The sequence below is a fragment of the Streptomyces sp. NRRL F-2580 genome (assembly GCF_000720115.1).
Taxonomy (GTDB): Bacteria; Actinomycetota; Actinomycetes; order Streptomycetales; family Streptomycetaceae; genus Streptomyces.
Window position 1 is genome coordinate 149815 of sequence record NZ_JOIR01000011.1, and the last position, 25677, is coordinate 175491.

22 protein-coding genes, 2 tRNA genes and 1 pseudogene are annotated in these 25677 nt (G+C 72.5%); 21 read left to right on the forward strand and 4 right to left on the reverse strand.

Annotation, left to right across the window (positions count from 1 at the left end; translation table 11 throughout):
• Nucleotides 1-178: 178 nt before the first annotated feature.
• The 3 genes from IF88_RS0114085 to IF88_RS0114095 all read left to right on the forward strand — a co-directional run bounded on the left by IF88_RS0114085 (nt 179) and on the right by IF88_RS0114095 (nt 3305).
• On the forward strand, nt 179-1462 hold the full coding sequence (locus IF88_RS0114085) for a glutamate-5-semialdehyde dehydrogenase (protein WP_030710900.1): 1284 nt from the start codon (nt 179-181) through the stop codon (nt 1460-1462).
• A gap of 77 nt (nt 1463-1539) precedes the next feature.
• Nucleotides 1540-2091, forward strand: a complete 552-nt coding sequence (locus IF88_RS0114090; protein ID WP_063754796.1) for a hypothetical protein — start codon at nt 1540-1542, stop codon at nt 2089-2091.
• Nucleotides 2092-2159: 68 nt separating this feature from the next.
• Nucleotides 2160-3305 carry a hypothetical protein gene (locus IF88_RS0114095; RefSeq protein ID WP_030710904.1) on the forward strand — a complete coding sequence of 382 codons (1146 nt, stop codon included), beginning with the start codon at nt 2160-2162 and terminating at the stop codon, nt 3303-3305.
• Here the strand turns inward: IF88_RS0114095 and IF88_RS0114100 are convergent.
• On the reverse strand, nt 3289-4371 hold the full coding sequence (locus IF88_RS0114100; RefSeq protein ID WP_030710911.1) for a M48 family metallopeptidase: 1083 nt from the start codon (nt 4369-4371) through the stop codon (nt 3289-3291). The genes IF88_RS0114095 and IF88_RS0114100 overlap by 17 nt on opposite strands.
• Before the next feature lie 140 nt (nt 4372-4511).
• On the opposite strand from IF88_RS0114100, the gene IF88_RS47235 reads away from it, so the two are divergent.
• From IF88_RS47235 to IF88_RS0114175, 14 genes and pseudogenes are all read left to right on the forward strand, one after another.
• A complete protein-coding gene (locus IF88_RS47235) occupies nt 4512-4679 on the forward strand; it encodes a hypothetical protein (protein WP_037805903.1) in 168 nt (55 codons plus the stop codon).
• A 36-nt stretch (nt 4680-4715) separates the two neighbouring features.
• Nucleotides 4716-5333 (forward strand): nicotinate-nucleotide adenylyltransferase, encoded by a 618-nt coding sequence (gene nadD / locus IF88_RS0114110; RefSeq protein WP_030710913.1) that lies wholly within the window; start codon nt 4716-4718, stop codon nt 5331-5333.
• Nucleotides 5334-5357: 24 nt separating this feature from the next.
• Complete coding sequence (locus IF88_RS0114115) at nt 5358-7031, forward strand: LCP family protein (RefSeq protein ID WP_030710915.1); 1674 nt, start codon at nt 5358-5360, stop codon at nt 7029-7031.
• Nucleotides 7032-7150: 119 nt separating this feature from the next.
• The gene (gene rsfS / locus IF88_RS0114120) at nt 7151-7597 is read left to right on the forward strand and encodes a ribosome silencing factor (RefSeq protein ID WP_030008628.1); all 447 of its coding nucleotides are present in this window, start codon (nt 7151-7153) and stop codon (nt 7595-7597) included.
• The gene (locus IF88_RS0114125) at nt 7594-8250 is read left to right on the forward strand and encodes a histidine phosphatase family protein (RefSeq protein WP_030710917.1); all 657 of its coding nucleotides are present in this window, start codon (nt 7594-7596) and stop codon (nt 8248-8250) included. Before rsfS ends, IF88_RS0114125 begins: the two co-directional genes overlap by 4 nt.
• Nucleotides 8251-8383: 133 nt before the next feature.
• Nucleotides 8384-8456: transfer RNA gene (locus IF88_RS0114130), tRNA-Ala, on the forward strand.
• Between the two features lie 143 nt (nt 8457-8599).
• Entirely contained in the window at nt 8600-8833 is a 234-nt protein-coding gene (locus IF88_RS0114135) for a hypothetical protein (protein WP_008738908.1), read from the forward strand.
• Between the two features lie 131 nt (nt 8834-8964).
• Nucleotides 8965-9037 (forward strand) — tRNA-Ala (locus tag IF88_RS0114140).
• Nucleotides 9038-9282: 245 nt separating this feature from the next.
• On the forward strand, nt 9283-12153 hold the full coding sequence (gene leuS, locus IF88_RS0114145; protein ID WP_030710919.1) for a leucine--tRNA ligase: 2871 nt from the start codon (nt 9283-9285) through the stop codon (nt 12151-12153).
• A gap of 185 nt (nt 12154-12338) precedes the next feature.
• Nucleotides 12339-13076 carry a hypothetical protein gene (locus tag IF88_RS0114150; RefSeq protein WP_030710921.1) on the forward strand — a complete coding sequence of 246 codons (738 nt, stop codon included), beginning with the start codon at nt 12339-12341 and terminating at the stop codon, nt 13074-13076.
• Nucleotides 13077-13239: 163 nt separating this feature from the next.
• The gene (locus tag IF88_RS0114155; protein WP_030710923.1) at nt 13240-14085 is read left to right on the forward strand and encodes a DegV family protein; all 846 of its coding nucleotides are present in this window, start codon (nt 13240-13242) and stop codon (nt 14083-14085) included.
• 290 nt (nt 14086-14375) lie between these two features.
• On the forward strand, nt 14376-15242 hold the full coding sequence (locus IF88_RS43465) for a helix-hairpin-helix domain-containing protein (protein WP_420710953.1): 867 nt from the start codon (nt 14376-14378) through the stop codon (nt 15240-15242).
• Nucleotides 15239-17629: pseudogene (locus IF88_RS43470) on the forward strand (ComEC/Rec2 family competence protein); the annotation flags it as partial. The gene IF88_RS43465 and the pseudogene IF88_RS43470, both read left to right, overlap by 4 nt.
• 136 nt (nt 17630-17765) lie before the next feature.
• Entirely contained in the window at nt 17766-18647 is an 882-nt protein-coding gene (locus IF88_RS0114175) for a YceI family protein (RefSeq protein WP_063754797.1), read from the forward strand.
• 14 nt (nt 18648-18661) lie between these two features.
• Here IF88_RS0114175 and IF88_RS0114180 read toward each other — a convergent pair whose 3' ends face one another.
• Entirely contained in the window at nt 18662-18904 is a 243-nt protein-coding gene (locus IF88_RS0114180) for a hypothetical protein (RefSeq protein WP_030710928.1), read from the reverse strand.
• A gap of 76 nt (nt 18905-18980) precedes the next feature.
• On the opposite strand from IF88_RS0114180, the gene holA reads away from it, so the two are divergent.
• Together holA and IF88_RS0114190 are read left to right on the forward strand one after the other, a co-directional pair.
• Nucleotides 18981-19973 (forward strand): DNA polymerase III subunit delta, encoded by a 993-nt coding sequence (gene holA / locus IF88_RS0114185; protein WP_030710930.1) that lies wholly within the window; start codon nt 18981-18983, stop codon nt 19971-19973.
• Between the two features lie 162 nt (nt 19974-20135).
• Nucleotides 20136-20927, forward strand: a complete 792-nt coding sequence (locus IF88_RS0114190) for an N-acyl homoserine lactonase family protein (RefSeq protein ID WP_051836847.1) — start codon at nt 20136-20138, stop codon at nt 20925-20927.
• Between the two features lie 52 nt (nt 20928-20979).
• Here the strand turns inward: IF88_RS0114190 and IF88_RS0114195 are convergent, their stop codons facing one another.
• Nucleotides 20980-22359 carry an MFS transporter gene (locus IF88_RS0114195; RefSeq protein ID WP_030710934.1) on the reverse strand — a complete coding sequence of 460 codons (1380 nt, stop codon included), beginning with the start codon at nt 22357-22359 and terminating at the stop codon, nt 20980-20982.
• A gap of 92 nt (nt 22360-22451) precedes the next feature.
• Here IF88_RS0114195 and IF88_RS0114200 point away from each other — a divergent pair, with 92 nt between their 5' ends.
• Nucleotides 22452-23015, forward strand: a complete 564-nt coding sequence (locus IF88_RS0114200; RefSeq protein WP_030710936.1) for a TetR/AcrR family transcriptional regulator — start codon at nt 22452-22454, stop codon at nt 23013-23015.
• A 171-nt stretch (nt 23016-23186) separates the two neighbouring features.
• On the opposite strand, the gene rpsT is transcribed toward IF88_RS0114200, so the two are convergent.
• Complete coding sequence (gene rpsT / locus IF88_RS0114205) at nt 23187-23453, reverse strand: 30S ribosomal protein S20 (protein WP_030384651.1); 267 nt, start codon at nt 23451-23453, stop codon at nt 23187-23189.
• Between the two features lie 198 nt (nt 23454-23651).
• Here rpsT and lepA point away from each other — a divergent pair, with 198 nt between their 5' ends.
• Nucleotides 23652-25517 (forward strand): translation elongation factor 4, encoded by a 1866-nt coding sequence (gene lepA, locus IF88_RS0114210; RefSeq protein WP_030384650.1) that lies wholly within the window; start codon nt 23652-23654, stop codon nt 25515-25517.
• Nucleotides 25518-25677 lie beyond the last annotated feature (160 nt).

Genomic DNA, 25677 nt, shown 5'->3' on the forward strand with positions numbered 1-25677 from the left:
GGCGCGCGCTTCAACCCGTCCGGCGTTTGAGGACCGGGTCCGGGCAGAGCCCGGGAACGGGAGAAAGGGCGGGGCGGGGAGATGGCTCCGCGCAGCGGCCCCGCAGACGGCCGACGGCGGCGTCTCGGGGGATGGAACCCCATCGGCCGGGCACCGGCGGGGGATTACCCTGGGCGGCATGACCTCGCTCGATGCCGCCACCGCCACCTCGCCCGTCATCGCCACCGCGCAGGCGGCCCGCACCGCCGCCGCCGCCATCGCGCCACTGCCGCGGTCCGCCAAGGACACGGCCCTGCTGGCGATCGCGGACGCGCTGGAGGCCCGTACGGCCGAGATCATCGCCGCCAACGCCGTGGACACGGACAAGGCCCGCGCCGCCGGCACCAGCGAGACCGTCATCGACCGCCTCACGCTGACCCCGGAGCGCGTCGCCGCCATCGCCTCCGACGTGCGCGACGTCGCCGCCCTCCCCGACCCCGTCGGTGAGGTCGTCCGCGGCGGCACCCTCCCCAACGGCATCGACCTCCGGCAGATCCGCGTCCCGCTCGGCGTCGTCGGGATCATCTACGAGGCCCGCCCCAACGTCACCGTCGACGCCGCCGCCCTCTGCCTCAAGTCCGGCAACGCGGTCCTCCTGCGCGGCAGCTCCTCCGCCTACGCGTCCAACACCGCGCTCGTCGCCATCCTGCGCGACGCCATCACGGGGGCCGGCCTGCCCGCCGACGCGATCCAGCTCGTCCCCGGCGAGTCCCGCGACTCCGTCCGCGAGCTGATGCGCGCCCGCGGCCTCGTCGACGTGCTCATCCCGCGCGGCGGCGCCTCCCTCATCAAGACCGTGGTCGAGGAGTCCACCGTGCCGGTCATCGAGACCGGTACCGGCAACTGCCACGTCTACGTCGACGCCCAGGCCGACCTGGACATGGCCGTGGACGTCCTCGTCAACTCCAAGGCCAGCCGGCCCTCCGTCTGCAACTCCGCCGAGACCCTCCTCGTCCACCGCGACATCGCCGACGCCTTCCTGCCCCGCGCCCTCGACGCGCTCGCCGACGCCGGCGTCACCGTGCACGGCGACGCCCGGGTCCTGGCCGCGGCCGAGGGCGGCAAGGTCACCGCCCTGCCCGCCACCGACGAGGACTGGGCCGCCGAGTACCTCTCCTACGACATCGCCGCGGGCGTCGTGGACTCCCTCGACGACGCCGTCGCCCACATCCGGCGCTGGACCTCCGGCCACACCGAGGCGATCGTCACCACCTCCCAGGCCGCCGCCCGCCGCTTCACCCAGCTGGTCGACTCGACCACGGTCGCCGTGAATGCATCCACTCGGTTCACGGACGGTGGTCAGTTCGGATTCGGCGCCGAGATCGGCATCTCCACCCAGAAGCTGCACGCCCGGGGCCCGATGGGCCTTCCCGAGCTCACCTCCACCAAGTACATCGTCACCGGCGACGGTCACGTTCGGTAGTCGACGCCTGGACGCGGTGTGGCCGGAATTCGGCTCACACCCTGCCCAAAGGCGTCCCCCAGGTCTAGGCTGGTCCTGTGCCGGACGACGTGGGGGGCAAGCCGTTCCCGGACGACGGGGAGCCCGACGACGACCGCGGAGGCGCGGATCAGGACTTCGCCTCCGTGGTGTTCGACGAGGCCTTCGTCCGGAACGCCGAGATCCATGAACCGAGTGCCGCCGAACGCCAGCGGGCGGCCGACCGGGCGCGCGCGGAGGCGGAAGCCGCCCGCGCCGTGGCCGGCGGCTGGACGGGCGACGACGACTACGACGGATACGGATACGGCCACCCCGACGGGTACGAGGTCGACGACCAGGGCTGGGGCGACCGCCGCCACGGCTACCCCGACGGCCCGTACGGAGCCTACGGCGGCAGCCTGCGCCCGTACCGCGGCCGCGCGCCCTGGCTGCGCCCCGTCGCCTGGGTGCTCGCCTTCGTGATGGGCCTCGGCATGGTCGCGCTCGCCTTCAGCGCCGTCTACCGCAGTGCCGCGGGCGAGGCGGATCCTGCCCCGGCCCCCGCCAGCACCCCCCGGCGCGAAGTCACCGGCGTCGGCGCGTTTACGTACCCCTCCGTCCGCCAACCCTGAAGGTACGACCCCACTCGCGTACGTCGGAGCCGGGGGCTTCTCTGAAGCGGGGACAGCGGGGAGAAGCGATGGCCGTTCCAGGAGATCCGCCCAACGGCACCCCCGAAGGCATGAGCGGGGGCGACGACGAGTTCCGGTCGGACGAGTACCGATCGGTGGTGTTCGACGAGGACTTCGTCCGGGCTGCCCGGCTCCAGGAGTACTCGGCACAGGAACGCATGGGCGAGCACGCCCGGGCCGTGCGCAGCCGCTCCATCTGGTCGGGCGGCGGAGCCGGGTCCCGGACGGGCACCCCCGGCCGCGGCGCCCGCCAGGGCATGCTGCTCGTGCTGCTCATCGCCACGGCCTTCGCCGCCGCCGTCTACATGGGGCTGCGCAACCCCTACGTCCCCCCGCCCGGGGGACACGCCCAGCCACTCGGCAGCACCGTGGTCCCGCTCGCGCCGAGCACCGCCGTGCCCGGCGGGCGGCCCGCCGACCTGTACGCGAAGAGCCCCGCCGCCGACTACCGCGTCGGGGCGGCCGGGATCACCCTGCCCGCCGTGCGCCGCACGGACCACTTCACCGACGTCCAGATCCTCACCGCGCTGTCCATCGCCAAGGACTACCTGGTGAACTCCTCGCTGGACCCCGACGTCCTGGCCGGAGCCGCCAACCGGCCCGTGCGCGTCCTGCTCGACCCCGACCAGCTGGCGCAGTTCGACCACAGCATGACCTCGCCCGCCGGCGACGGCCGGCACGCGGTCACCGGCTGGCTGGTCCGCTTCGACCCGGCCGTCGCCGTCGTGGCCGACTCCCGGGTCCGGGTGAGCGGGAGCCTCGCCTACGCGGAGGTCGCCCCGGAGGTGCTGGAGGTGATCACCGACCACACCTTCGTGTACGCCGTGCGGCCGGCCACCGGGGTCCCGGCCGCGGCCGAGGGCGCCTCGCTCTTCACCGTCCGGCGGGAGCTGCGGCTGCGCTTCGACCGGGACGACCTGAACGCCCGGCGGCTGGAGCTTGCCACGGCCTACGTGATCGCCGGGCCGCAGGACTGCTCCAGCGACCCGGCCGGGGGCTTCCGCCCCGTGCTGGCCGGCGCCGGCCCGACCACGGTGGGCCCGCCCGCGAGCGACCCGTACGCCACCGGCCAGCCGCGGCGCACGGCCGGGCTGTGCGGCGTACTGGCGCCCTCCGCGACCCCGGGGGAGACCCAGGTCAGCCCTGCTCCGTAGCCCCGCCCTTGGCCGCCGGCCCGGTGCCCGCGGCCGATCCGCCGCCGGCGCCGGTGAACTTGTCGCGGAGCTTGCCGCCCAGGTCGTTCGCCCCGCCCGCGATGTCGCCCACCAGCTTCATCAGCGGGTCCTTGCTGGTGCGCACCGAGTCGGCGTAGTGCGCGGCGGACTGCCGGAAGGAGTCGGTCACCGAGGTGTCCTTGTCCTCGTCGCGCCGCGGGTAGTGGCCGTCCATGATCCGCTGGTGGTCACGGCTCTCCGACCACTTCTTCAGCTCGGCGGCCCGCACCGTGGTGAAGGGGTGCGTCCGGGGCAGCACGTTGAGGATCTTCAGGACGGAGTCGCGCAGGTCGCCGCTCGACTCGTACTCCTCGGCCTGGGCCAGGAAGGCGTCCACGTTCATCTCGTGGAGGTGGTTGCCACCCGCGACCTTCATCAGGCCGCGCATCGAGGCGTGCACGTCCTGCCCCACGAGCAGCCCGGCCCGGTCCGCCGAGAGCTCCGACTTGCGGAACCACTCGCGCAGCGCGGCCACGAGCGCCGTGATCGCCACGTTGCCCAGCGGGATCCACGCCACCCTCAGCGCCAGGTTCGTCAGGAACAGCAGGACCGTGCGGTACACGGAGTGCCCCGACAGGGCGTGGCCCACCTCGTGGCCCACCACCGCCCGCATCTCCTCCTCGTCGAGCAGCTCGACGAGGCTCGTGGTCACCACGATGATCGGCTCGTCCAGCCCGATGCACATGGCATTGGGCTTCGGGTCCTGCTGCACGTACATCTGCGGGACCTTCTCCAGGTCCAGGATGTAACAGGCGTCGCGCAGCATCGCGTACAGGTGCGGGAACTGCGTCTCGCCCACCCGCACCGAGTCCGACAGGAACAGCAGCCGCAGGCTCCGCTCCGGGAGCAGCCCGCTCAGGGCCTTGAACACGGTGTCGAACCCGGTCAGCTTGCGCAGCGCCACCAGCGCCGAGCGGTCCGCCGGATGCTCGTACGCCCGCGAGGAGATACCGGGGAACCTCCTGCGGTCCCGCGCCGGTGCCTTCTCGAAACCCGTCTCCGTCATAGCGCCCTCCCCTGGATGGACCTGCCTGGCCGTGCGTCTATCCTCTCCAACGCCTGAGTCGGCGTGAGCGTGCCCCAGGCCCCCGCATACGATGTGAGCGAAGTCTCCGCCCGCTCCCCGACTCGATAGGTACCTGCCTGATGAGCCTCGCCTCCACCGCCCACAACCTGGTCGTCCTCGCCTCGGAGGGGGCCGAACAGCACGGCGGCAACCACGACAGCCTGAGCCCGTACCTGACCGGCGGCGGTGCCTTCGTCGTCCTGCTGCTCATGCTCTGGGTCACCACGCGCCTGAACCGCGACCGCTAGACCGACCGGTCCGCCGGGCCAGTAGGCTCTGCGCTCATGGGAGAGCAGGAGACGCCTACCGGTCCGGTCAAGCGCCGGCTCGGCGTGATGGGCGGGACATTCGACCCGATCCACCACGGACACCTGGTGGCCGCCAGCGAGGTGGCCGCCCTTTTCCACCTCGACGAGGTGATGTTCGTGCCGACCGGCGAGCCGTGGCAGAAGTCGCAGCGGGCCGTGTCGCCCGCCGAGGACCGCTACCTGATGACGGTCATCGCCACGGCGTCGAACCCCCAGTTCTCGGTGAGCCGCATCGACATCGACCGCGGCGGGCCGACGTACACGATCGACACCCTGCGGGACCTCAAGGCGCTGAACGACGACGCCGACCTGTTCTTCATCACGGGTGCCGACGCGCTCGCACAGATCCTGACCTGGCGCAACGCCGACGAGCTCTTCTCGCTCTCCCATTTCATCGGCGTCACCCGCCCGGGCCACGTGCTCACCGACGACGGGCTGCCCGAGGGCGGCGTCTCCCTCGTCGAGGTGCCCGCGCTGGCGATCTCGTCCACGGACTGCCGTGCGAGGGTGGCCCAGGGGGATCCCGTCTGGTACCTGGTGCCCGACGGCGTCGTGCGCTACATCGACAAGCGTGAGCTGTACCGGGGAGCCTGAGCTTCCGGAGAGAGGGGCCCCGCGGTGAACGACCGACAGGATCCGTACGACCCGTATGCCGCCCAAGAGCAGCAGCTCGTCGGCTACGACGCGTACGGACGGCCGGTGTACGGCCAGGTGCCCGCCCAGCCCGTCCAGCCCGCGCCGCCGCAGTACGAGCAGCAGCAGTACGGCTACGACTACCAGGACTACGGCCGGCAGCCGCATCAGTACTACGCGCAGCAGCCGGCCGCCCAGGAGTACGGGCAGCAGGAGTATGTGCAGGCGCCCGGCTACGGGTACGACACGCAGCAGACCCAGCAGTGGATCCCGCAGCAGGCAGCCCCCCAGGCCGCTCCGGAGCAGCCGGCCGCCCCCGAGACGCCGGCCCCGGCCGAGCGCCGGTCCGCCCAGGTCCCCGAGCCGCGCCGGCCCGACGGCGAGCCCGAGGCGGGCCGGGACTACCGCACCGAGATGTTCGCCTTCATCGACCAGCCGGACGAGGACTCCGAAGACGTCATCGACTGGCTCAAGTTCACCGAGAGCCGGACCGAGCGCCGCGAGGAGGCCCGCCGCCGCGGCCGCAACCGGGTGGTGGCGCTGATCGTCGTCCTCGCCGTGTTCGTCGTCGGCGGCCTCGGCTACCTCTGGTACGCGGGCAAGCTGCCGTTCCTCGACGGCCCCGGCCAGGACAAGACCGGTGCGACCGCCGCCGGGGCGCAGAAGCGCGACATGATCGTCGTCCACCTGCACAACACCAAGAAGGGCGGCACCTCCTCGGCGCTGCTCGTCGACAACGTCACCACCAAGCAGGGCGCCACCGTCCTGCTGCCCAACACCCTCGCCCTCACCGGCCAGGACGGTTCCGCGACGGGCCTCGGCAAGGCCGTCGAGGAGGGCGGCATCGGCACCCGGGAAGCCCTCGACTCGGTGCTCGGCACCCACATCGGCGGCACCTGGCGGCTGGACACCCCCTTCCTGGAGAACCTGGTCGAGCTGGTCGGCGGCATCGAGGTCGACACCGACACCGCGGTCCCGGCCGACGACGCGGCCAAGACCCCGGCCGTGGCCCAGGGTCAGAAGCAGAGCCTGAGCGGCGCCATGGCCGTCGCGTACGCCACGTACCGCGGCCAGGGCGAACCGGAGGCCAAGCAGCTGGAGCGCGTGGGCAAGGTGCTCCAGGCGGTGCTGCGCAAGGTCCCGAGCGACCCGAAGGCGGCGGCCGTGACCGTCGAGAGCATCGGCCAGATCCTCGACCCGGCCCTGAACGCGCAGACCCTCGGCGCCCTGCTGGCCCGGCTCGGCGAGCACGCCAAGGTGGGCGCGTACCGCACCGACACCCTCGCCGTGAAGGCGGACGGCACGCTCACGGACGACGCCAACAAGAAGGTCGTCAAGGAGGTGCTCGGCGGATCCGCCACCGAGGCGCAGCCCGGCGCCACCCCGCGAGTCGGCCTCAAGGACGCCACCGGCGACGAGAAGGCGCAGATCGCGGCGAAGGCGGCGCTGACCAACGGCGGCTACACATTCGTGGACGGCGGCAAGGCCGACAAGACCGCGGCCGCCTCGCAGATCACGTACCAGGACGACGCGCAGCGGGACCGCGCGATCGAGGTCGCCAAGACGCTGGGGCTGCCCGAGACGGTCGTGAAGAAGGCCGAGAACGCCGTGAACGCGGAGGTCGTGGTGATCCTGGGCAAGGACTACAAGGCGTCCTGACCGGGCTCCGGCCCGGTCCCGGAAGGTGCTTTCGCCCGCGCGGGCCGTTCCGCGCGGGCGGTGTCGGCGGTACATGAGACCCTTGTAAGGATCTGCCCGCCAACCCGAAAGCATGGCCAGTGACCGCCACGGACCGCTCCATCGAGCTCATCACCGCCGCCGCCCAGGCCGCGGCCGACCGGCTCGCGCACGACATCATCGCGTACGACGTCAGCGACGTGCTGTCGATCACCGACGCCTTCCTGCTCGCCTCGGCGCCCAACGACCGCCAGGTCAAGTCGATCGTCGACGAGATCGAGGAGCGCCTCCTCAAGGAGCTCGGTGCCAAGCCGGTGCGCCGCGAGGGCGACCGCGACGCCCGCTGGATCCTGCTCGACTACGTCGACATCGTCGTCCACGTCCAGCACAGCGAGGAGCGGGTCTTCTACGCGCTGGAGCGCCTGTGGAAGGACTGCCCCGAGATCGAGCTCCCCGAGGACGCCAAGCTCACCATCGGCAAGGCCGAGGAGCACGCCAAGCTGCGCGAGGCGGCGGGCGACGACGAACTGGACGGTGATCTGTTCTGAGCGCGAGCACCTCGGGCAAGTCCGGACGCAAGATCGTCCTCTGGCGGCACGGCCAGACCGCGTGGAACCTGGAGCGGCGCTTCCAGGGCTCCACGGACATCGAGCTGACCGAGGCGGGCGTGGCGCAGGCGCGCCGCTCCGCGCGGCTGCTCGCCTCGCTGAAGCCGGCTGCCATCGTGGCGTCCGACCTGCGGCGCGCCTCCGCCACGGCGGCCGAACTGGCCTCCGTCACGGGGCTGCCCGTGGCACACGACGAGGCGCTGCGCGAGACGTACGCCGGCGAGTGGCAGGGCCTCACGCACGACGAGATCATCGAGAAGTACGGCGAGCAGTACGCCGCGTGGAAGCGCGGCGAACCGGTCCGCCGCGGCGGCGGTGAGCTGGAGACCGAGGTCGCCGACCGCGCCGCACCGGTGGTGCTGGCGCACGCCGACCGGCTGCCGCAGGGCGGCACCCTCGTCGTGGTCAGCCACGGCGGCACCATCCGTACGACGATCGGGCGCCTCCTGGGCCTGAACGCGCACGACTGGGAGGGCCTGGGCGGGCTCTCCAACTGCTGCTGGTCCGTCCTCGGCGAGGGCGCGCGCGGCTGGCGCCTGTTGGAGCACAACGCCGGCACCCTGCCGGAACCGGTGCTCGGCGACGACGACTGAGCTGCTCCCTGCCGCTCCTTGCCGCTCCCTGCCGGGGCTGCCGCCCGGATTTCACTTTCCGGCTGGTCACAGGCTAGAGTTCTTCTTGTTCGCAGCGCGGAACACCGGAGACGGGGGGAGCGCGGCGGAGAGCGGGGCTATAGCTCAGTTGGTAGAGCGCCTGCATGGCATGCAGGAGGTCAGGAGTTCAATTCTCCTTAGCTCCACAATCAGGATCCCGTCCCCAATAGGGGGCGGGGTCCTTGTTTTTGTACCCTTTGCGTTTGCTGACCTGGCCCGCACCGGCATGGCAGAATCGGACCGCCGGAGGGGGAGACGACGGCCCGACGCGGGAGGGAGTCGCTGACGGATGGGTGCACACCGGCGCCGGTGCGACTGGTGCAACAACGGCACGCCGATCGTGCGGGACATGGACCCGGTCAACCCCGACTACCAGTACTGGTGCGAGGAATGCGCGCGGGCGCTGATCATAAAAGGCGACCCGATCGAGACGTACCGTGAGCTGGAAGGGGAGCCGATCTACGGCCGGCTGCTCGACGAGCACTGCACGCTCAAGCGCTTCTATCAGTTCGCGAGAGCGTGACAAGTTGGTTTAAATCGGACATGGCCCGCAGTCGGTGGAAACCGATTTTTGGACCAGGGCCATGACCGTGTAATGTTTGGGACGTCGCCAAGGGGAACCGGCAAGGGAAACCCAAGCGGCAAGCAGAACAAGGGGCTATAGCTCAGTTGGTAGAGCGCCTGCATGGCATGCAGGAGGTCAGGAGTTCAATTCTCCTTAGCTCCACAGTGAAGAAGCGGGCCACCCGATCCGGGTGGCCCGCTTCTCGTTGTGCGGTCGTCCGAGCGGGCGCCACGGGTGCTGCGGTACCCTGACGCCATGCGTGCCGTACGCCTTCTGCTTACCGAGCCGCGCTGATCAGCGCCGACCTGCGAGAGGTCGGCATCGGCGCGGCGTCCCCTCCTGTGCGAGGGGTTTTTTCGTTTGGGCAGGCAGAGACGGCGAAGACGATCGATGGAGCTTCAGAAATCATGAGCGAGACGAACACCCCGGCCCCCGAGGCGGCCGAGGCGCACCGCTACACGGCTGCCATGGCCGCCGACATCGAGGCACGCTGGCAGGACGTATGGGACGCGCAGGGCACCTACGAGGCCCCGAACCCGACCGGTGACCTGGCCGGCGACCCCGCGGTGGTCGCACGGCCCAAGAAGTTCATCATGGACATGTTCCCGTACCCCTCCGGTGCGGGGCTGCACGTCGGTCACCCGCTCGGCTACATCGCCACCGACGTCTTCGCCCGCCACCAGCGGATGTCGGGCCACAACGTCCTGCACACCCTGGGCTTCGACGCCTTCGGACTGCCGGCCGAGCAGTACGCCGTGCAGACCGGCACGCACCCGCGGGTCTCGACCGAGGCCAACATCGAGAACATGAAGGTCCAGCTGCGCCGGCTGGGCCTGGGCCACGACAAGCGCCGGTCCTTCGCGACGATCGACCCGGACTACTACAAGTGGACCCAGTGGATCTTCCTGCAGATCTACAACTCCTGGTACGACGCCGACGCGGGCAAGGCCCGGCCGATCACCGAGCTGGTCGCCGCCTTCGAGGACGGCTCCCGCGAGGTCCCCGGGGGCCGTGCCTGGGCCGAGCTGACCGCGGGCGAGCGGGCCGACGTACTGAACGGGTACCGGCTGGCGTACTCCTCGGACGCGCCGGTGAACTGGTGCCCCGGGCTGGGCACCGTACTGGCCAACGAGGAGGTCACCGCGGACGGCCGGTCCGAGCGCGGCAACTTCCCGGTCTTCAAGTCCCGGCTGAGCCAGTGGAACATGCGGATCACCGCGTACGCCGACCGGCTGCTGGACGACCTGGACGCGCTGGACTGGCCCGAGGCCATCAAGCTGCAGCAGCGCAACTGGATCGGCCGCAGCGAGGGCGCGCGCGTCGACTTCGCGCTGGGCGACGAGGCGATCACCGTCTTCACCACCCGCCCGGACACCCTGTTCGGCGCCACCTACATGGTGCTGGCGCCCGAACACCCGCTGGTCGAGAAGTTCGTCCCGGCCGCCTGGCCCGAGGGCACGCACCAGGTGTGGACCGGCGGTCACGCCACCCCGGCCGAGGCCGTCGCCGCGTACCGCAAGCAGGCCGCGGCCAAGTCGGACGTCGAGCGACAGGCCGAGGCCAAGGACAAGACCGGCGTCTTCACCGGTGAGTACGCGGTCAACCCGGTCAGCGGCCAGAAGGTCCCGGTCTTCATCGCCGACTACGTGCTGATGGGCTACGGCACCGGCGCGATCATGGCGGTCCCGGCGCACGACGCCCGCGACTTCGAGTTCGCGCGCGCCTTCGAGCTGCCCGTCCGCTGCGTGGTCGAGCCGACCGACGGGCGCGACATCGACCCGGCCGAGTGGGACGACGCCTTCGTCGCGTACGACGCGAAGCTGGTGAACTCCACGGGCGAGGGCATCTCGCTGGACGGCCTGGGCGTCGTCGAGGCCAAGGCCGCGATCACCGACTGGCTGACCGAGCGCGGCATCGGCGAGGGGACGGTCAACTTCCGCCTGCGCGACTGGCTGTTCAGCCGGCAGCGCTACTGGGGCGAGCCCTTCCCGATCGTCTACGACGAGGACGGCGTCGCGCACCCGCTGCCCGAGTCGATGCTGCCGCTGGAGCTGCCGGAGGTCGAGGACTACTCGCCGCGCACCTTCGAGCCGGACGACGCGGCCTCGAAGCCGGAGACCCCGCTGTCGCGCAACGCCGAGTGGGTCAACGTCGAGCTGGACCTGGGCGACGGCCGGGGCGTGCGCTCCTTCCGCCGCGAGACCAACACCATGCCCAACTGGGCCGGTTCCTGCTGGTACGAGCTGCGCTACCTGGACCCGCACAACGCGTCGGCCCTGGTGGACCCGGAGATCGAGCAGTACTGGATGGGCCCGCGCGAGGGCGCGCCGCACGGCGGCGTCGACCTGTACGTCGGCGGCGCCGAGCACGCGGTGCTGCACCTGCTGTACGCGCGCTTCTGGTCCAAGGTGCTGTTCGACCTGGGTCACGTGTCGTCGGCGGAGCCGTTCCACAAGCTGTTCAACCAGGGCATGATCCAGGCGTACGCCTACACCGACGAGCGCGGTGTGTACGTCCCGGCGGCCGAGGTCGAGGAGCGCGACGGCGCGTACTTCTACGAGGGCAAGCAGGTCAAGCGCGAGCACGGCAAGATGGGCAAGTCCCTGAAGAACGCCGTCACGCCCGACGAGATCTGCGAGGAGTACGGCGCGGACACCCTGCGCCTGTACGAGATGGCGATGGGTCCGCTGGACGTCTCGCGTCCGTGGGACACGCGCGCCGTGGTCGGCCAGTACCGCCTGCTGCAGCGCCTGTGGCGCAACATCGTCGACGAGGAGACGGGCGCGGTGACGGTCGTCGACGGGGAGCCGGGCGAGGACACCCTGCGCGCCCTGCACAAGGCGATCGACGGTGCGGGTGCGGACATGGCGGGGCTGCGCTTCAACACCGCCATCGCGAAGATCACCGAGCTGAACAACGCCCTGACGAAGGCGGGCCGCCCGCTGGAGCGCTCGGTCGCCGAGCGGCTGGTGCTGCTGATCGCCCCGCTGGCCCCGCACATCGCCGAGGAGCTGTGGAGCCGCCTGGGCCACGCGGAATCGGTCGTCCACCAGGACTTCCCGGTCGCGGACCCGGCGTACGTCGTGGACGAGAGCGTGACGTGCGTGGTGCAGGTCAAGGGCAAGGTCAAGGCGCGGCTGGAGGTGTCGCCGACGATCTCGGAGGCGGAGCTGGAGCAGCTGGCCGTGACCGATGAGGGTGTCGTGGCGGCGCTGGGGGGCGCGGAGATCCGCAAGGTGATCGTGCGCGCGCCGAAGCTGGTGAACATCGTCATCTGACCTCGGTCGGACGAGGCACCCGAGGTACCCCAGGTATCCCGGTCCCCCCCGGTACCCCCTCCACGGGGGCATGGGGGAGATCCCGTACGGGCAGGTTGGGGGTTCGAATGGAACCCCCGGCCTGCCCGTGGCGTTTACGGTTGAGAGGACGGTAGAAAACCGCGGGGACTGGGGAAGGGACACTCATGGAGGCCGCGTTGATCATCTTCGCGCTGATGGTGCTTTTCACCTTCCTTGGGTTGGGCGTGTACGCGACCGTCAAGGTGGTGCAGGCGACCAAGCGCGGAGTGGACCGGACGATCACCCAGGCCCGGCGGACGGTGGAGGACACCACCCTGCGGGCCAAGAGCTTCGGCCAGGTCGGGGTCACGGGTGCGCTGGCGCAGCTGCGGCTGGACCTGCGGACGTCGATGCGCTCCACGCAGCAGGCACTGCACGAGGGGGTCCGGCTGGACGCCTCGCTGCGGGAGTCGATCGCCCTGTTCGAGCAGCTCAGCGCGCACGGGCACGAGCTGGACGGCGAGCTGAAGCGGCTGGAGCAGGATCCGGACCGCCAGCGCATCGCGGAGCGCCTGCCCGAGCTGCGGGAGCGGACGGCCAAGATCACGCAGGCCTCGGACTCGCTGCGCTGGGCCGCGCGGGACCGTGCCAGCCGCTTCGCGGAGGACGACCTGTCCGCTTTGTCGGCCCGGATCGAGATGGAGTCCGGCGCGCTGCGGGACTGGTCGCCGGAGTCGGTGGACCACCTGGCGGCGGCGGCCGCGGAGTGGGACGCGGCACAGCAGACGCAACAGACGCAGCAGCCGCAGCAGCCGCAACAGACGCAGCGGCGTGAGCAGCCTCGGAAGGCTGCGCTGAACCCGGCCGCCCCGGCGCCCGAATACCCCTGGCAGAAGGCGCGCCGCCCGGAGAGCACGACCTGATCGCAGATCGTGAGCCTCGCCGGCGGAATCCAGCCTCGGAGGCGTTTGAGGCGCGGGGTCCGGGGCGGAACCCCGGTGTCGGGGAGCCCCGCAGGGCCGACCGCAGGTCCCGGCGAGGGGCCCAGGCTGCCGTCACGCCCCCACGGGCGGTAACCTCCGCCTCATGTCCCGCCTTGTCGCCATCGTCACCGATTCCACGGCCCACCTGCCCCAACCGGCCATGGCGCGGCACGGAATCACCTCCGTCCCGCTGACCGTGGTGCTCGGCGGCGAAGCACTTGAGGAAGGCACCGAGATCTCGGCGCGCAGCCTGGCCGTGGCCCTGCAGAAGCGCCGGTCGGTGACCACCTCGCGCCCCAGCCCGGAGGAGTTCGTCCGGGCCTACCGGGCGGCCGCGGACGCCGGGGCGACCGGCATCGTCAGCCTGCACCTGTCCGCCGAGCTCTCCGGCACCTACGACGCCGCCGTGCTCGCCGCGAAGACCGCACCCGTGCCGGTGCGCGTCGTGGACACCGGCATGATCGCGATGGCGCTGGGCTTCTGCGCGCTGGCCGCCGCCGAGGTGGCCGAGGGCGGCGGTTCCGTGGACGAGGCCGTGGCGGCCGCCGAGAAGCGGGCGGCGGACATGACCGCGTACTTCTACGTCGACACCCTCGACTACCTGCGCCGCGGCGGCCGCATCGGGGCCGCGCAGGCCCTCCTCGGCTCGGCCCTGGCGGTGAAGCCCCTGCTGACGCTGGAGGGCGGGCGGATCGAGCCGCTGGAGAAGGTGCGTACGGCTTCCAAGGCCATCGCCCGCCTGGAGGAGCTGGCCGTCGAGCGCGCCGGGTCCGCGGCCGTCGACGTGGCGGTGCACCACCTGGCGGCTCCGGAGCGGGCCGAGAAGCTCGCCCAGCGGCTGCGCGAGCGCATCCCCGGGCTGGTCGAGCTGCACGTCAGCGAGGTCGGCGCGGTGATCGGCGCGCACACCGGGCCGGGGCTGCTGGCGGCGGTCGTCTCCCCTCGCTGATCACCGGAACGAGTGGCCCGGTTATCCACAACGGGCTTGTTGTCCACCGGAATTGAAGGCTCCGAACGGGGGTCGGGGCGGGCCCCTACCGTCGTGGCATGACTCTTCGAACGCGTACTTCGCATCCGTCGGGCGGCGCCGCCAGTGGTCCGGGCCGTCCCCGTCCCTCCGACGGTCGTCTCTCCGACGGCCGATTCTCCGACGGTCGTTCAGCGGGCAGCCGTCTCCGCCACCGGCCTGGCCGCCGCGGGCGTCCGGTGCACCGGGTTCCCCCTCCGGAGCCTGGCGCGGTGCGCCGGCGGGCCGAGGCCCTGCTCGGTGGCAGCGGTCCGCCGCAGGCGTCGCCGGAGGCCGAGGCGGATCCCGGTACCGGTCCCGGGACTGATTCCGGGACCGGTCCCGGGCCCCTTGCCGGGACCCGGCCCGACGAGGCCGCCGGGCTCGGGACGGCCGGGCTGTCGCCCGGCGCCGCGCGGAGGCTGGCCGTACGGGAGCGGCTGCCGCTGTGGTTGCAGGCCCGGTGCGGGGTGGAGCCGCGCACGGTGGCCGCCGTCGCGGTGGTGCTGGTCGCCGCCGTCGGTTTCGCCGGGCAGCAGTACTGGTCGGCCCGGCCACGGGAGGTGACCGTACCGGCGCTGGTCGCCCCTGGGGTGGTCCCGGCGGCGGCCACGGCGGCCGCGGGCCCGGCTGCCGCGCCGGCCGGGGGCGGTGGTGCCGGTGGCGGCGCGCGGATCGTCGTGGACGTCAGCGGCAAGGTCAGGGATCCCGGGGTGCGCCGGCTGCCCGCCGGTTCCCGGGTGGAGGACGCGCTGGCCGCCGCCGGGGGAGTGCGTCCGGGCACCGACACCACCGGGCTGAACCGGGCCCGGGTGCTCGTGGACGGCGAGCAGGTGCTGGTGGGCGCCCCGGCGCAGCCGCCGCCGGGCGGGGCCGTCGGCGGCGCCGGTCCGGGACCGGCGGGAGCGGGACCCCTCAGTCTGGGCTCGGCCACGGTCGCGCAGCTGGACGGTCTGCCGGGGGTCGGGCCGGTGCTGGCCCAGCACATCGTCGACTTCCGCACCGCACGCGGCGGCTTCCGGTCCGTGGAGGAGCTCCGCCAGGTCGACGGCATCGGCGAGCGGCGCTTCGCCGACCTGCGCACGCGGGTGCGGCCGTGAACCGCCCCGAGGGGCCGGGCCCGGTGGATCTGCGCCTCGCGGTGCCGGCCGTGGCCGCCTGGGCGGCCGCCGCCCTCGCGTTGGACGCGCCCGCGGGCCGGACCGCCCTCGGGGTGGGGCTGGGAGTGGTCGGAGCGGGCCTGCTGGTCCTGGCCGGGTACCTGCGCCCGGGCTCGCTGTGGAGGGTCGCCCCGGCCCTGGCCGCGGCCCTGCTCTGCGCGGCGGCCGGGGCCGGGGTGGCGGGGCTCCAGCGGGCCGAGGCGCGGGCCGGACCGGTCGTCGGGCTCGCGCGGGAGCACGCCCGCGTCCTCGCCGAGCTCACCGTCGGCTCCGACCCGAGGACCGCCCGCGGCGGGAGCGGGCCGCCGGTGGTGGTGCTGGACGCGGTGGTGACCCGGGTGACCGGGCCCGACGGGACGGGCACCCGGGTCGAGACCCCGGTGCGGGTGCTGGCCGGGCACGCGGGATGGGCCCGGCTGCAGCCGTCCACCCGAGTGATGGTGGTCGCGCGGCTGGCTCCGGCGCGGGACGGTGAGCGGGCCGTGGCGCTGCTCCGGCCCGCCGCTGACACCCCGCCCCGGGTGACCGGCGGCCCGGACACCGCGCAGCGGATCGCGGGGCGGCTGCGGGCCGGGCTGCGCGAGGCCACCGAGGGGCTCGCGCCGGACGGCAGGGCCCTGCTGCCGGGGCTCGTCGTCGGGGACACGTCCAGGGTGCCGCCCGACCTGTACGAGGCCTTCCGGGCCACCGACCTGCTGCACCTGCTGGCCGTCTCCGGGTCCAACCTGACCGTGGTGCTGTTCCTGCTCATCGGGCCCCCGGCCCGCGCGCAGCAGGCCGAGCGGCGCGGGCTGGCGCCCCGGCTCGGGCTCTCGCTGCGGGTGACCGCCCTGTGCGGGACGGCCCTGACGCTGGCGTTCGTGGTGGTGTGCCGGCCGGAGCCGAGCGTGCTGCGGGCCGCCGCCTGCGGGGCGGTCACCCTGCTGGCCATCGCCACCGGGCGGCGCAGGTCCCTGATCCCGGCCCTGGGCGCCGCCGTGCTGCTGCTCGTGCTCTACGACCCGTGGCTGGCCCGCAGTTACGGCTTCATGCTCTCCGTGCTGGCCACCGGGGCGCTTCTCACCCTCGCTCCCCGGTGGAGCGAAGCCCTGCGGCGGCGCGGGACGGGCCCGCGGCTCGCCGAGGCGCTCGGGGCCGCCGCGGCCGCCCAGGCGGTGTGCGCGCCGGTGGTGGCGGTGCTGGCGGCCCGGGTCAGTCTGGTGGCGGTGCCGTGCAACCTGCTGGCCGAGCTCGCGGCGGGTCCGGCGACGGTCCTCGGCTTCGCCTCGCTCGCCGCGGCCCCGCTGTGGATGCCCGCCGCGCGGGTGCTCGCCTGGTGCGCGGGGGTGCCGGCCGGGTGGATCGCGGGCGTGGCCCGGACCGGGGCGGGGGTGCCGGGGGCCGAGCTGCCCTGGCCGGGCGGGCTCACCGGCGGCCTGCTGCTGGCCGTAGCCGTGGTGGCCACGGTGGCAGTCGTGACCGTGGGCGGAAGGATCGGGCGACGGTGGCGGTGGCGGTGGATCTGCTCCGCGCTGGCGGCGGTGCTGCTCCTCGCCGTGCTGCGGCCGCCGCAGCTCACCCGTACCCTCACCGGCTGGCCGCCGCCCGACTGGAGCTACGTCCAGTGCGCCGTGGGACAGGGGGATGCCGCCGTCCTCGCGGTCGGCCCGGGCGAGGCCTTGGTCGTGGACGCCGGACCGGAGCCCGGGCCGGTGGACCGCTGCCTGCGCGCGCTGGGCGTGCACCGGGTGCCGATGCTGCTGCTGACGCACTTTCACGCCGACCACGTCGGAGGACTGTCCGGGGTGCTGAAGGGCCGGTCCGTGGGTGTGATTCAGGCCACTACGCTGGAAGAGCCCGCGGCGCAGGCCCAGTTCGTCCGCCGGACCGCGGCGGCCGCCGGTGTGCCCGTCGTACGGGCGGCCCAGGGGGAGCGGCGCCGGGCCGGCCCGCTGGAGTGGCAGGTGCTCTGGCCGCCCGCGGCCGGACCGCCGCCCGACGGGCCCAACGATGCCAGCGTCGCCCTGCTGGTGCGGGGCGCGGGCCTGACCCTGCTCCTGCTCGGCGACCTCGAACCACCCGCACAGCACGCACTCCTGAGGGAGCATCCGCAACTGGGTCCGGTGGACGTCCTCAAGGTCGCCCACCACGGCTCCGCGCACCAGGACCCCGAGCTGACCGCCCGGGCCCGGCCGAGGCTCGCGATTGTTCCCGTCGGCACAAAAAACCGCTACGGGCATCCCGCGCCGGATACGCTCGCACGGCTGCGGGCGGTGGGGGCGACGGTGCTGCGTACCGACATCGACGGCTCGATCGCCGTCAGCGGAACGGGCGTTCGGATGCGTGCGTTTCCGGCCAACCGGCGCCGGATCCGGCGCGGTCATACCGGGCGGGACCGCTCTGTTTGCCCACAACCCGACAGCATGATCGAATGCGTCTTCGCCAGAACGGTCCAAGTCCACACAGCACGGGGGTGCATCAGTCATGTTCGGTCGCCGACGGGGGATGGAGCCGGCCGGAACTTCCAGCCCACAGACATCCGCGACGCTGACGCTGCCGCCGACGGCGCGTCTGCTCAGCTGCCGGGTTCTCGACACGGTCCACCAGCCGGTCCGGCAGGCCACGTTCGAGGTGACCGACCCGATCGGGCGCCGGATCGTCAGCGGGGAGATCGACCCGTACGGCGGCTTCACCGCGGCCGTGCCGGAGGGGGAGTACCGGCTGTCGGTCACCGCCGAGGGGTACGCACCGTTCCACGGCGCGACGCTCGTGGGGGACCCGGCGCAGCCGGGCACCGGGGAGATCATCCTCGACGCGGTGGAGCCGCCGCTGCTGCCGCAGCCCGGTCACTGGGAGCTCGATCCGACGCACTCGTCCATCGCCTTCACCGCCCGGCACATCGGGATGGCCCGGATCCGCGGCCGGTTCAACACGTTCGCCGGGGCGGTACGGATAGCCGAGCGCATGGAGGATTCGTCCATGCACGTGATCATCGACGCGGCGAGCATCGACACCGGGTTGCGGCTACGGGACGACCACCTGCGGTCGGCGGACTTCCTGGACGCGGTCCGGCATCCCACGGTGGAGTTCTACAGCGAACGGTTCATCCACCGCAGCGGCAGCCGCTGGACCGTGGCCGGCGCCCTCACCCTCCACGGGGTCAGCCTGTCCGTGACCCTGGACGCCCGGTACCTGGGTCTCGGTACGGGCCTGGACGGCGAGCCGAGGGCCGCCTGCCGGGCCACCACCGAACTGCACCGCGAGGACTTCGCCCTGAACTGGCAGTCGGTGCTGGCGCAGGGGATCGCGGCGATCGGTCCGAGCGTGGACGTGACGCTGGACGTCCAGATCGTGCACAAGGCCTGATCCCCAACGCTCCCCTACGGGGCTTCCAGCCAGCCTTCGTACTCGGCGGCGAGATCGTCCAGCGTGGCGGCGTCGAGCCGTTCCCGCGGATCCTCGACGACCACCAGCCACTGGGCGTCCTCGGCGTCGTCCTCGCCGGCCAGCGCGTCGCGGACCAACTGCGGTTCCTCCGGGAGGCCGAAGCGGTCGACGGCTTCTTGCGCCACCTCCTCGGCGGCGTCGCGGTCGGGCAGGACGAGTACATGTCGCACGTTCACGTGACCATTCTCAAGGATCCGGCGAGAGGGGCCGCGGGGCGGGGGACTGTCAGTGCGGCGTGGGATGCTGGAGGCGATGGCCACCAGGAAGAACCCCACCGACGATCCGCTTGCCCCGCTCACACTCGCGGTGGGGCAGGAGGAGCTGCTGCTCGACCGTGCCGTTCGGGAGGTGGTGGCGGCCGCCCGCGCCGTCGACGCCGACACGGACGTCCGCGACCTCGCGTCCGAGCAGCTCCAGCCCGGCACGCTGGCCGAGCTGACGAGCCCCTCGCTCTTCTCCGAGCGCAAGGTGCTGGTCGTACGCAATGCGCAGGACCTGTCCGCGGACTCGGTCAAGGAGGTCAAGGCCTACCTCGACGCGCCCTACGAGGAGATCATCCTGGTCCTCCTCCACGCGGGCGGGGCCAAGGGCAAGGGTCTGCTCGACGCGGCGCGGAAGGCCGGCGCGCGGGAGATCGCCTGCCCGAAGATGACGAAGGCCGCGGACCGGCTGTCGTTCGTGCGGGGCGAATTCCGCACGCTGGGCCGGGCGGCGACCCCGGAGGCCTGCCAGACCATGGTCGACGCGATCGGCAGCGACCTGCGGGAGCTGGCGAGTGCGGCCGCGCAGCTGTGCGCGGACGTCGAGGGCACCATCGACGAGGCCGTGGTCGGCCGCTACTACACGGGCCGGGCCGAGGCCTCCAGCTTCACGGTCGCCGACAAGGCGGTCGAGGGGCGTGCGGCCGAGGCCCTGGAGGCCCTGCGCTGGTCCCTGTCCACCGGGGTGGCGCCGGTCCTCATCACCAGCGCCCTGGCCCAGGCGGTACGCGCCATCGGCAAGCTGGCCTCCGCCCCGCGCGGGGCCCGCCCCGGCGACCTCGCCCGGGACCTGGGCATGCCGCCGTGGAAGATCGACCGCGTGCGCCAGCAGATGCGGGGCTGGTCCGCGGACGGCGTCGCGGACGCGCTGCGCGCCGTGGCCGCCGCCGACGCTGGGGTCAAGGGCGGCGGCGACGATCCCGAGTACGCCCTGGAGAAAGCGGTCGTGGCGGTGGCCCGAGCTGCCCGCCCGCAGCGCCGCTAGGCCCCCTCCCCGGATCCGGTCGGGCCCGCGGAGACGGTCTGCTGTCCGCCGACGCGTGGGGCCGTCGTGTCAGGGCTAGCCTGGACACGGGGGAATTCGCCGGGCCAGGCCGCCTTCACCACCGGACGGCAAGGGCGTCCCGGTGGGCGAGAGGGAGGTTCCATGGCCGGCAGAGTGCGCGTGACGACGGTGGACGCCGGACCCTTCACCACGCCGATGAGCGATCTCCTGTACGGGGCCTCCGGCACGATCACCGTGCCGTCGACCGTGGCCGTCATCGAGCACGCCACCCACGGGCTGATCCTCTTCGACACCGGGATCAACCACCGCGTGGCCGACCCCGAGGCCGCCGAGGCCCACTGGGGTCCGGGACGGCGGGCGGAGTACGGGGCCCAGGGGTTCACCCGGGCCCACGCCGTCGACGCCCAACTGGAACGCCTCGGCTACCGGCTCGACGAGGTCAGGTACGTCCTCTACTCCCACCTGCACCTCGACCACGCCGGAGGGATGACCTACTTCCCGCACGCCGTGCACGTGGCCCAGCACGAGGAACTGCGCCACGCCTGGTGGCCGGACCGCTGGACCGCGCGGGCCTACGCGTTCAACGACTACGCGGGCAGCCGGGACTACGAGTTCATCGAGCTCCGGGGCGACGCCGACCTGTTCCAGGACGGCACGCTCACCCTCCTGCACACCGCCGGCCACACGCCCGGCCATCAGGGCGTCGTCCTGGACCTCGTCCACCACGGACGGATCGGCCTCATGGGCGACGCCGCGCACCTGCAACAGGGACTGGACCGCAACGCGCCCATGCCCAGCGACTGGAACATCGAGGAGAAGCTCCTCACCTACGGGCGACTGCGCGCGCTGTCCCGGGCCGGCATCCCCGTGTTCCTCTCCCACGACCCCGGCCACTTCGCCGAACTGCCGCACGACGGCGAGTTCTGGGACTAGGCCGCCGTCTCTTTCGATCCAGGCCACGACAAAGCGCCGGTCAGGGCCGGGCTCAGTGGGCCATGGCGCGGGCCGCCGTCGGTGAGGGGCGCCCGCTCGGGAGGAGGGCGGCGGCGGCCAGGGCGAGGGCCAAGGCCGGGAAGGGCAGCGCGGTGAAACCGCCCGAGGCCAGGGCGGCGACGCCGATGGCCGCGCCGAGCTCGTGCGAGGTGCCGACGATGCCGGAGGCGAGCCCGGAGTGCTCCGGGGCGACCTCGGACAGGGCCGCCGTCGTCGCGCAGACGAAGGCCGCGCCGAGGCCGAACGCCAGCAGCGCGAAGCCGGGGACGAGGCCCGTCCACAGGCCGCCGTGCGGGGCGAGGGCGGCGCCGGCCGCGGCCAGGACGAAGGCCGCGGCGCCGACCGGGCGCCAGCCGAACCGGACCACCGCCCGGCCGCCCGAGTGCGCGCCCGCGGTGACGGCCACCGCGACCGGGAGGAAGGCGAGCCCGGTGACCAAGGGGCCGCGCCCGAGCGTGTGCTGGATGTGCAGGGAACTCAGGTAGAACCCCGCGACCAGCAGCCCCGCCGCCCCGAGCATCACCGTGCTGCCGCCCAGCAGGGCGCGCCGGCCCGGCAGGGCGGTGGGCAGGAGGGGGCGCGGGGTCCGGCGCTGCGCCAGGACCAGCAGGATCCCCGCCGTCGCCGCCCCGGCGAGCCAGGGCCAGGAGCCCTCGGTCAGCCCGTGGACCAGGCCGCCCGCAGCGGCCGTCAGCAGGACGGCTCCCGGCACGTCCACGGGGGTCCGGCCGGCCCCCCGGGCGCCGGGTGCGCGCAGCGGGCGGCCGAGCAGCAGCGGGACGGCGATGAGGGCCAGCATCCCGGCGGGCAGGTTGACGTAGAAGATCCAACGCCAGCCGGGCCCGTCGGCGAGGACGCCGCCGAGGAGGACCCCTACGGCCGCGCCCGCGCCGCCGACCGCCGCCCAGACGCCGAGGGCGCGGTGCCGCGCCGGGCCCTGGAACAGCGCCATGACCAGCGACATCGCGGCCGGTGAGAGCAGCGCCGCGCCGATTCCCTGCCCCGCGCGTGCCGCGATCAGCGTGCCGCCGTCGCCCGCGAGGCCGGCCGCCGCCGAGGCCGCGGTGAAGAGGGTCAGTCCGGTGGGGAACATCCGCCGCGCTCCGAACCGGTCGGCCAGCCGTCCGCCGACCAGCAGGAGGGCGCCGAAGAGCAGGGTGTACACGGTGACGACCCGGGTGAGGCCGGTGCCGGAGAGCGCGAGGTCGGCGCCGACGGCGGGCAGCGCCACGTTCACGACGGTGACGTCCGCGATGAGCATGAACTGGGCCAGGCAGAGGAGGGCCAGCAGCCGCCACCGGTGCGGATGCGGAGGCGCAGGTGCGTGGGAGCCGGCGGGGGAGTCGGCGTGGGCGTGGGCGCGAGAGGGCATGGCGAGGCCGCTCCTAAAGTTAACAGGGCTGTTAGGAATTGAGTATGCGGGCCCGCCTCTGGAATGTGAACAGCGATGTTAAGTTTGGCTGCATGGCAGCAACCGACGCCCCCACCCCCCGGCCCCGTCGCGCCGACGCGGAGCGCAACACCACCGCGATCGTCGACGCCGGCCTGGACTGCTTCCTCGCCGACCCCCAGGCGAGCATGGCCGCCATCGCCCGCGCCGCCGGGGTCAGCCGGGTCACCCTCTACTCCCACTTCCCCACCCGCGAGGCGCTCCTCGACGCGGCCTTCGCCCGGGCCTCCGACGAAGCCGCCGCCGCCCTCGCGGACGGGGCCGACCTCGCCTCGCTCGTCCGCACCTCCTGGCGGCTGCTCGACCGGCACTCCGCCGTCTTCGCCGCCGCCTCCGCCGCGTTCCCGCCCGAACAGCTCCGCGAGCGCCACGACCGGATCCTGGCCCCCGTCCGCCGCCTGGTCGTGGCCGGTCAGGAGGCCGGTGACGTGCGCACCGACCTGTCCGCCGACTGGCTGGTCACCGTCGTCTACAGCCTGGTTCACGCGGCCGCCGCCGAGGTGCAGGCCGGCCGGATGGACGCGGCCGACGCCCCCGAGGTCCTGACCTCGACCGTCCTCGCCGCCCTCCGCGGGTAACACGAAGGCCCCGGCCGCCACCCTGGGGAAGGGTGGAGGCCGGGGCCTTCGGTCACTGCGTTGGTGCGCCGCACCCGCGTGGCGAACGCAGGCCGCGTGCGGCGCGGTGTGCCGGTGAAGGAGCGGAAGAGAGGGCCCGCTGGGTCCTTACCGGCGATTCACATCGAGAGCTCAGCCCTGGAGGGAGGCAACCTTGGTGGCCAGCGCCGACTTCTTGTTGGCGGCGGCGTTCTTGTGGATGACACCCTTCGAGACAGCCTTGTCGAGCGCACGCGCGGCGGCGCGAGAAGCCACGGTGGCCTTCTCGACGTCACCGGCGACGACGGCCTCGCGGGCCTTGCGGATCGCGGTCTTGAGCGACGACTTGACGGCCTTGTTGCGCAGGCGCGCCTTCTCGTTGGTCTTGTTCCGCTTGATCTGGGACTTGATGTTCGCCACGAAAGAGCCTTTTCAGGTTCAGAGTTTTGTTCTTCGGATTGTGCCTCGACAGCTGAGAGGGCATACGAGACACAGCTGCCCAGGCTACCAGGCACGCTCCGGGCGGCCCAAACCGAGCGCACTGCCCCATCCATGGGACCATGGGAGGACTCAGACTTCGTTCCGAGATCCGACTGCGACCGAGAATCAGGACACTGCGTGCCCGCGATCCCCAGCCACGTGCCCGAGCCGAGCCGTACCGACTCGGCGCTGATCCGCAATTTCTGCATCATCGCGCACATCGACCACGGCAAGTCGACGCTTGCCGACCGGATGCTCCAGATCACCGGTGTGGTCGACCAGCGGCAGATGCGCGCCCAGTACCTCGACCGCATGGACATCGAGCGTGAGCGCGGCATCACGATCAAGTCCCAGGCGGTCCGGCTGCCCTGGGCGCCCACCACGGGCGAGGGTCAGGGCAACACCCACATCCTCAACATGATCGACACCCCCGGGCACGTCGACTTCACCTACGAGGTCTCGCGCTCGCTCGCCGCGTGCGAGGGCACGGTCCTCCTCGTGGACGCCGCCCAGGGCATCGAGGCACAGACCCTCGCCAACCTGTACCTGGCGATGGAGAACGACCTCGCGATCGTTCCCGTCCTGAACAAGATCGACCTGCCGGCGGCCCAGCCGGAGAAGTTCGCCGAGGAGCTCGCGAACCTGATCGGCTGCCAGCCGGAGGACGTGCTGCGCGTCTCGGCGAAGACCGGTCTCGGTGTCGAGGCGCTGCTCGACAAGGTCGTCGCCACCGTCCCGGCCCCGGTCGGCGTCAAGGACGCCCCGGCCCGCGCGATGATCTTCGACTCGGTCTACGACTCGTACCGCGGCGTCGTGACCTACGTCCGTGTGGTCGACGGCCAGCTCAACAAGCGCGAGCGCATCCGGATGATGTCCACCGGCGCCACCCACGAGCTGCTGGAGATCGGCGTCTCCTCGCCGGAGATGACCCCCTCCGACGGCATCGGCGTCGGCGAGGTGGGCTACATCATCACCGGCGTGAAGGACGTCCGTCAGTCCAAGGTCGGTGACACCATCACCAGCCTGCACAACGGCGCCACCGAGGCGCTCGGCGGCTACAAGGACCCGCGGCCGATGGTCTTCTCGGGCCTGTACCCGCTCGACGGCTCCGACTACCCGGACCTGCGCGAGGCCCTCGACAAGCTCCAGCTGAACGACGCCGCGCTCGTCTACGAGCCGGAGACCTCGGCGGCGCTCGGCTTCGGCTTCCGCGTCGGCTTCCTCGGCCTGCTCCACCTGGACGTGGTCCGCGAGCGCCTGGAGCGCGAGTTCGGCCTCGACCTGATCGCCACCGCGCCCAACGTGGTCTACCGGGTGGTCATGGAGGACGGCAAGGAAGTCACCGTCACCAACCCGAGCGAGTTCCCCGAGGGCAAGATCTCGGACGTCTTCGAGCCGGTCGTCCGGGCCACCGTGCTCGCGCCCACCGAGTTCATCGGCGCGATCATGGAGCTCTGCCAGCAGCGCCGCGGCACCCTCCTCGGCATGGACTACCTCTCCGAGGACCGCGTCGAGATCCGCTACACGCTCCCGCTCGCGGAGATCGTCTTCGACTTCTTCGACCAGCTGAAGTCCAAGACGCGCGGCTACGCCTCCCTCGACTACGAGCCCACCGGCGAGCAGTCCGGCAGCCTGGTCAAGGTCGACATCCTGCTGCACGGCGACAAGGTCGACGCCTTCTCCGCCGTCACGCACAAGGACGCCGCCTACGCCTACGGCGTGCGCCTGGTCGCCAAGCTGCGCGAGCTCATCCCGCGGCAGGCCTTCGAGGTGCCGATCCAGGCCGCGATCGGCTCCCGCGTCATCGCGCGCGAGACCATCCGCGCCATCCGCAAGGACGTCCTCGCCAAGTGCTACGGCGGTGACATCTCCCGTAAGCGGAAGCTGCTGGAGAAGCAGAAGGAAGGCAAGAAGCGGATGAAGATGGTCGGCTCCGTGGAGGTCCCGCAGGAGGCCTTCATCGCCGTCCTGTCCAGCGACGAGTCCGGCGGCAAGAAGAAGTAGCCGTCGCCGCCGCCACCCGACGGAACCAGGCCCCCACGCTCCGGCGCGGGGGCCTGTTTCGTTATGAACCGGCCGCTCGCGGGCTCTTACGCAGGCGCCGGACGGGCTTTAGTCTGATCACTGCTCGATGGTTACTCGCCAGTCACTAGCTGGCACGTCT

What these genes read in the sequence shown, in the direction of transcription:
- IF88_RS0114200 (WP_030710936.1), top strand. Translation starts at nt 22,452, where the DNA reads ATGGCAGCAACCGACGCCCCCACCCCCCGGCCCCGTCGCGCCGACGCG.
- IF88_RS0114095 (WP_030710904.1), top strand. Translation starts at nt 2,160, where the DNA reads ATGGCCGTTCCAGGAGATCCGCCCAACGGCACCCCCGAAGGCATGAGC.
- IF88_RS0114150 (WP_030710921.1), top strand. Translation starts at nt 12,339, where the DNA reads ATGGAGGCCGCGTTGATCATCTTCGCGCTGATGGTGCTTTTCACCTTC.
- IF88_RS0114175 (WP_063754797.1), top strand. Translation starts at nt 17,766, where the DNA reads ATGTTCGGTCGCCGACGGGGGATGGAGCCGGCCGGAACTTCCAGCCCA.
- IF88_RS47235 (WP_037805903.1), top strand. Translation starts at nt 4,512, where the DNA reads ATGAGCCTCGCCTCCACCGCCCACAACCTGGTCGTCCTCGCCTCGGAG.
- IF88_RS0114195 (WP_030710934.1), bottom strand. Translation starts at nt 22,359, where the DNA reads ATGCCCTCTCGCGCCCACGCCCACGCCGACTCCCCCGCCGGCTCCCAC.
- IF88_RS0114190 (WP_051836847.1), top strand. Translation starts at nt 20,136, where the DNA reads ATGGCCGGCAGAGTGCGCGTGACGACGGTGGACGCCGGACCCTTCACC.
- nadD (WP_030710913.1), top strand. Translation starts at nt 4,716, where the DNA reads ATGGGAGAGCAGGAGACGCCTACCGGTCCGGTCAAGCGCCGGCTCGGC.
- IF88_RS0114155 (WP_030710923.1), top strand. Translation starts at nt 13,240, where the DNA reads ATGTCCCGCCTTGTCGCCATCGTCACCGATTCCACGGCCCACCTGCCC.
- leuS (WP_030710919.1), top strand. Translation starts at nt 9,283, where the DNA reads ATGAGCGAGACGAACACCCCGGCCCCCGAGGCGGCCGAGGCGCACCGC.
- IF88_RS0114100 (WP_030710911.1), bottom strand. Translation starts at nt 4,371, where the DNA reads ATGACGGAGACGGGTTTCGAGAAGGCACCGGCGCGGGACCGCAGGAGG.
- holA (WP_030710930.1), top strand. Translation starts at nt 18,981, where the DNA reads ATGGCCACCAGGAAGAACCCCACCGACGATCCGCTTGCCCCGCTCACA.
- IF88_RS0114135 (WP_008738908.1), top strand. Translation starts at nt 8,600, where the DNA reads ATGGGTGCACACCGGCGCCGGTGCGACTGGTGCAACAACGGCACGCCG.
- IF88_RS0114085 (WP_030710900.1), top strand. Translation starts at nt 179, where the DNA reads ATGACCTCGCTCGATGCCGCCACCGCCACCTCGCCCGTCATCGCCACC.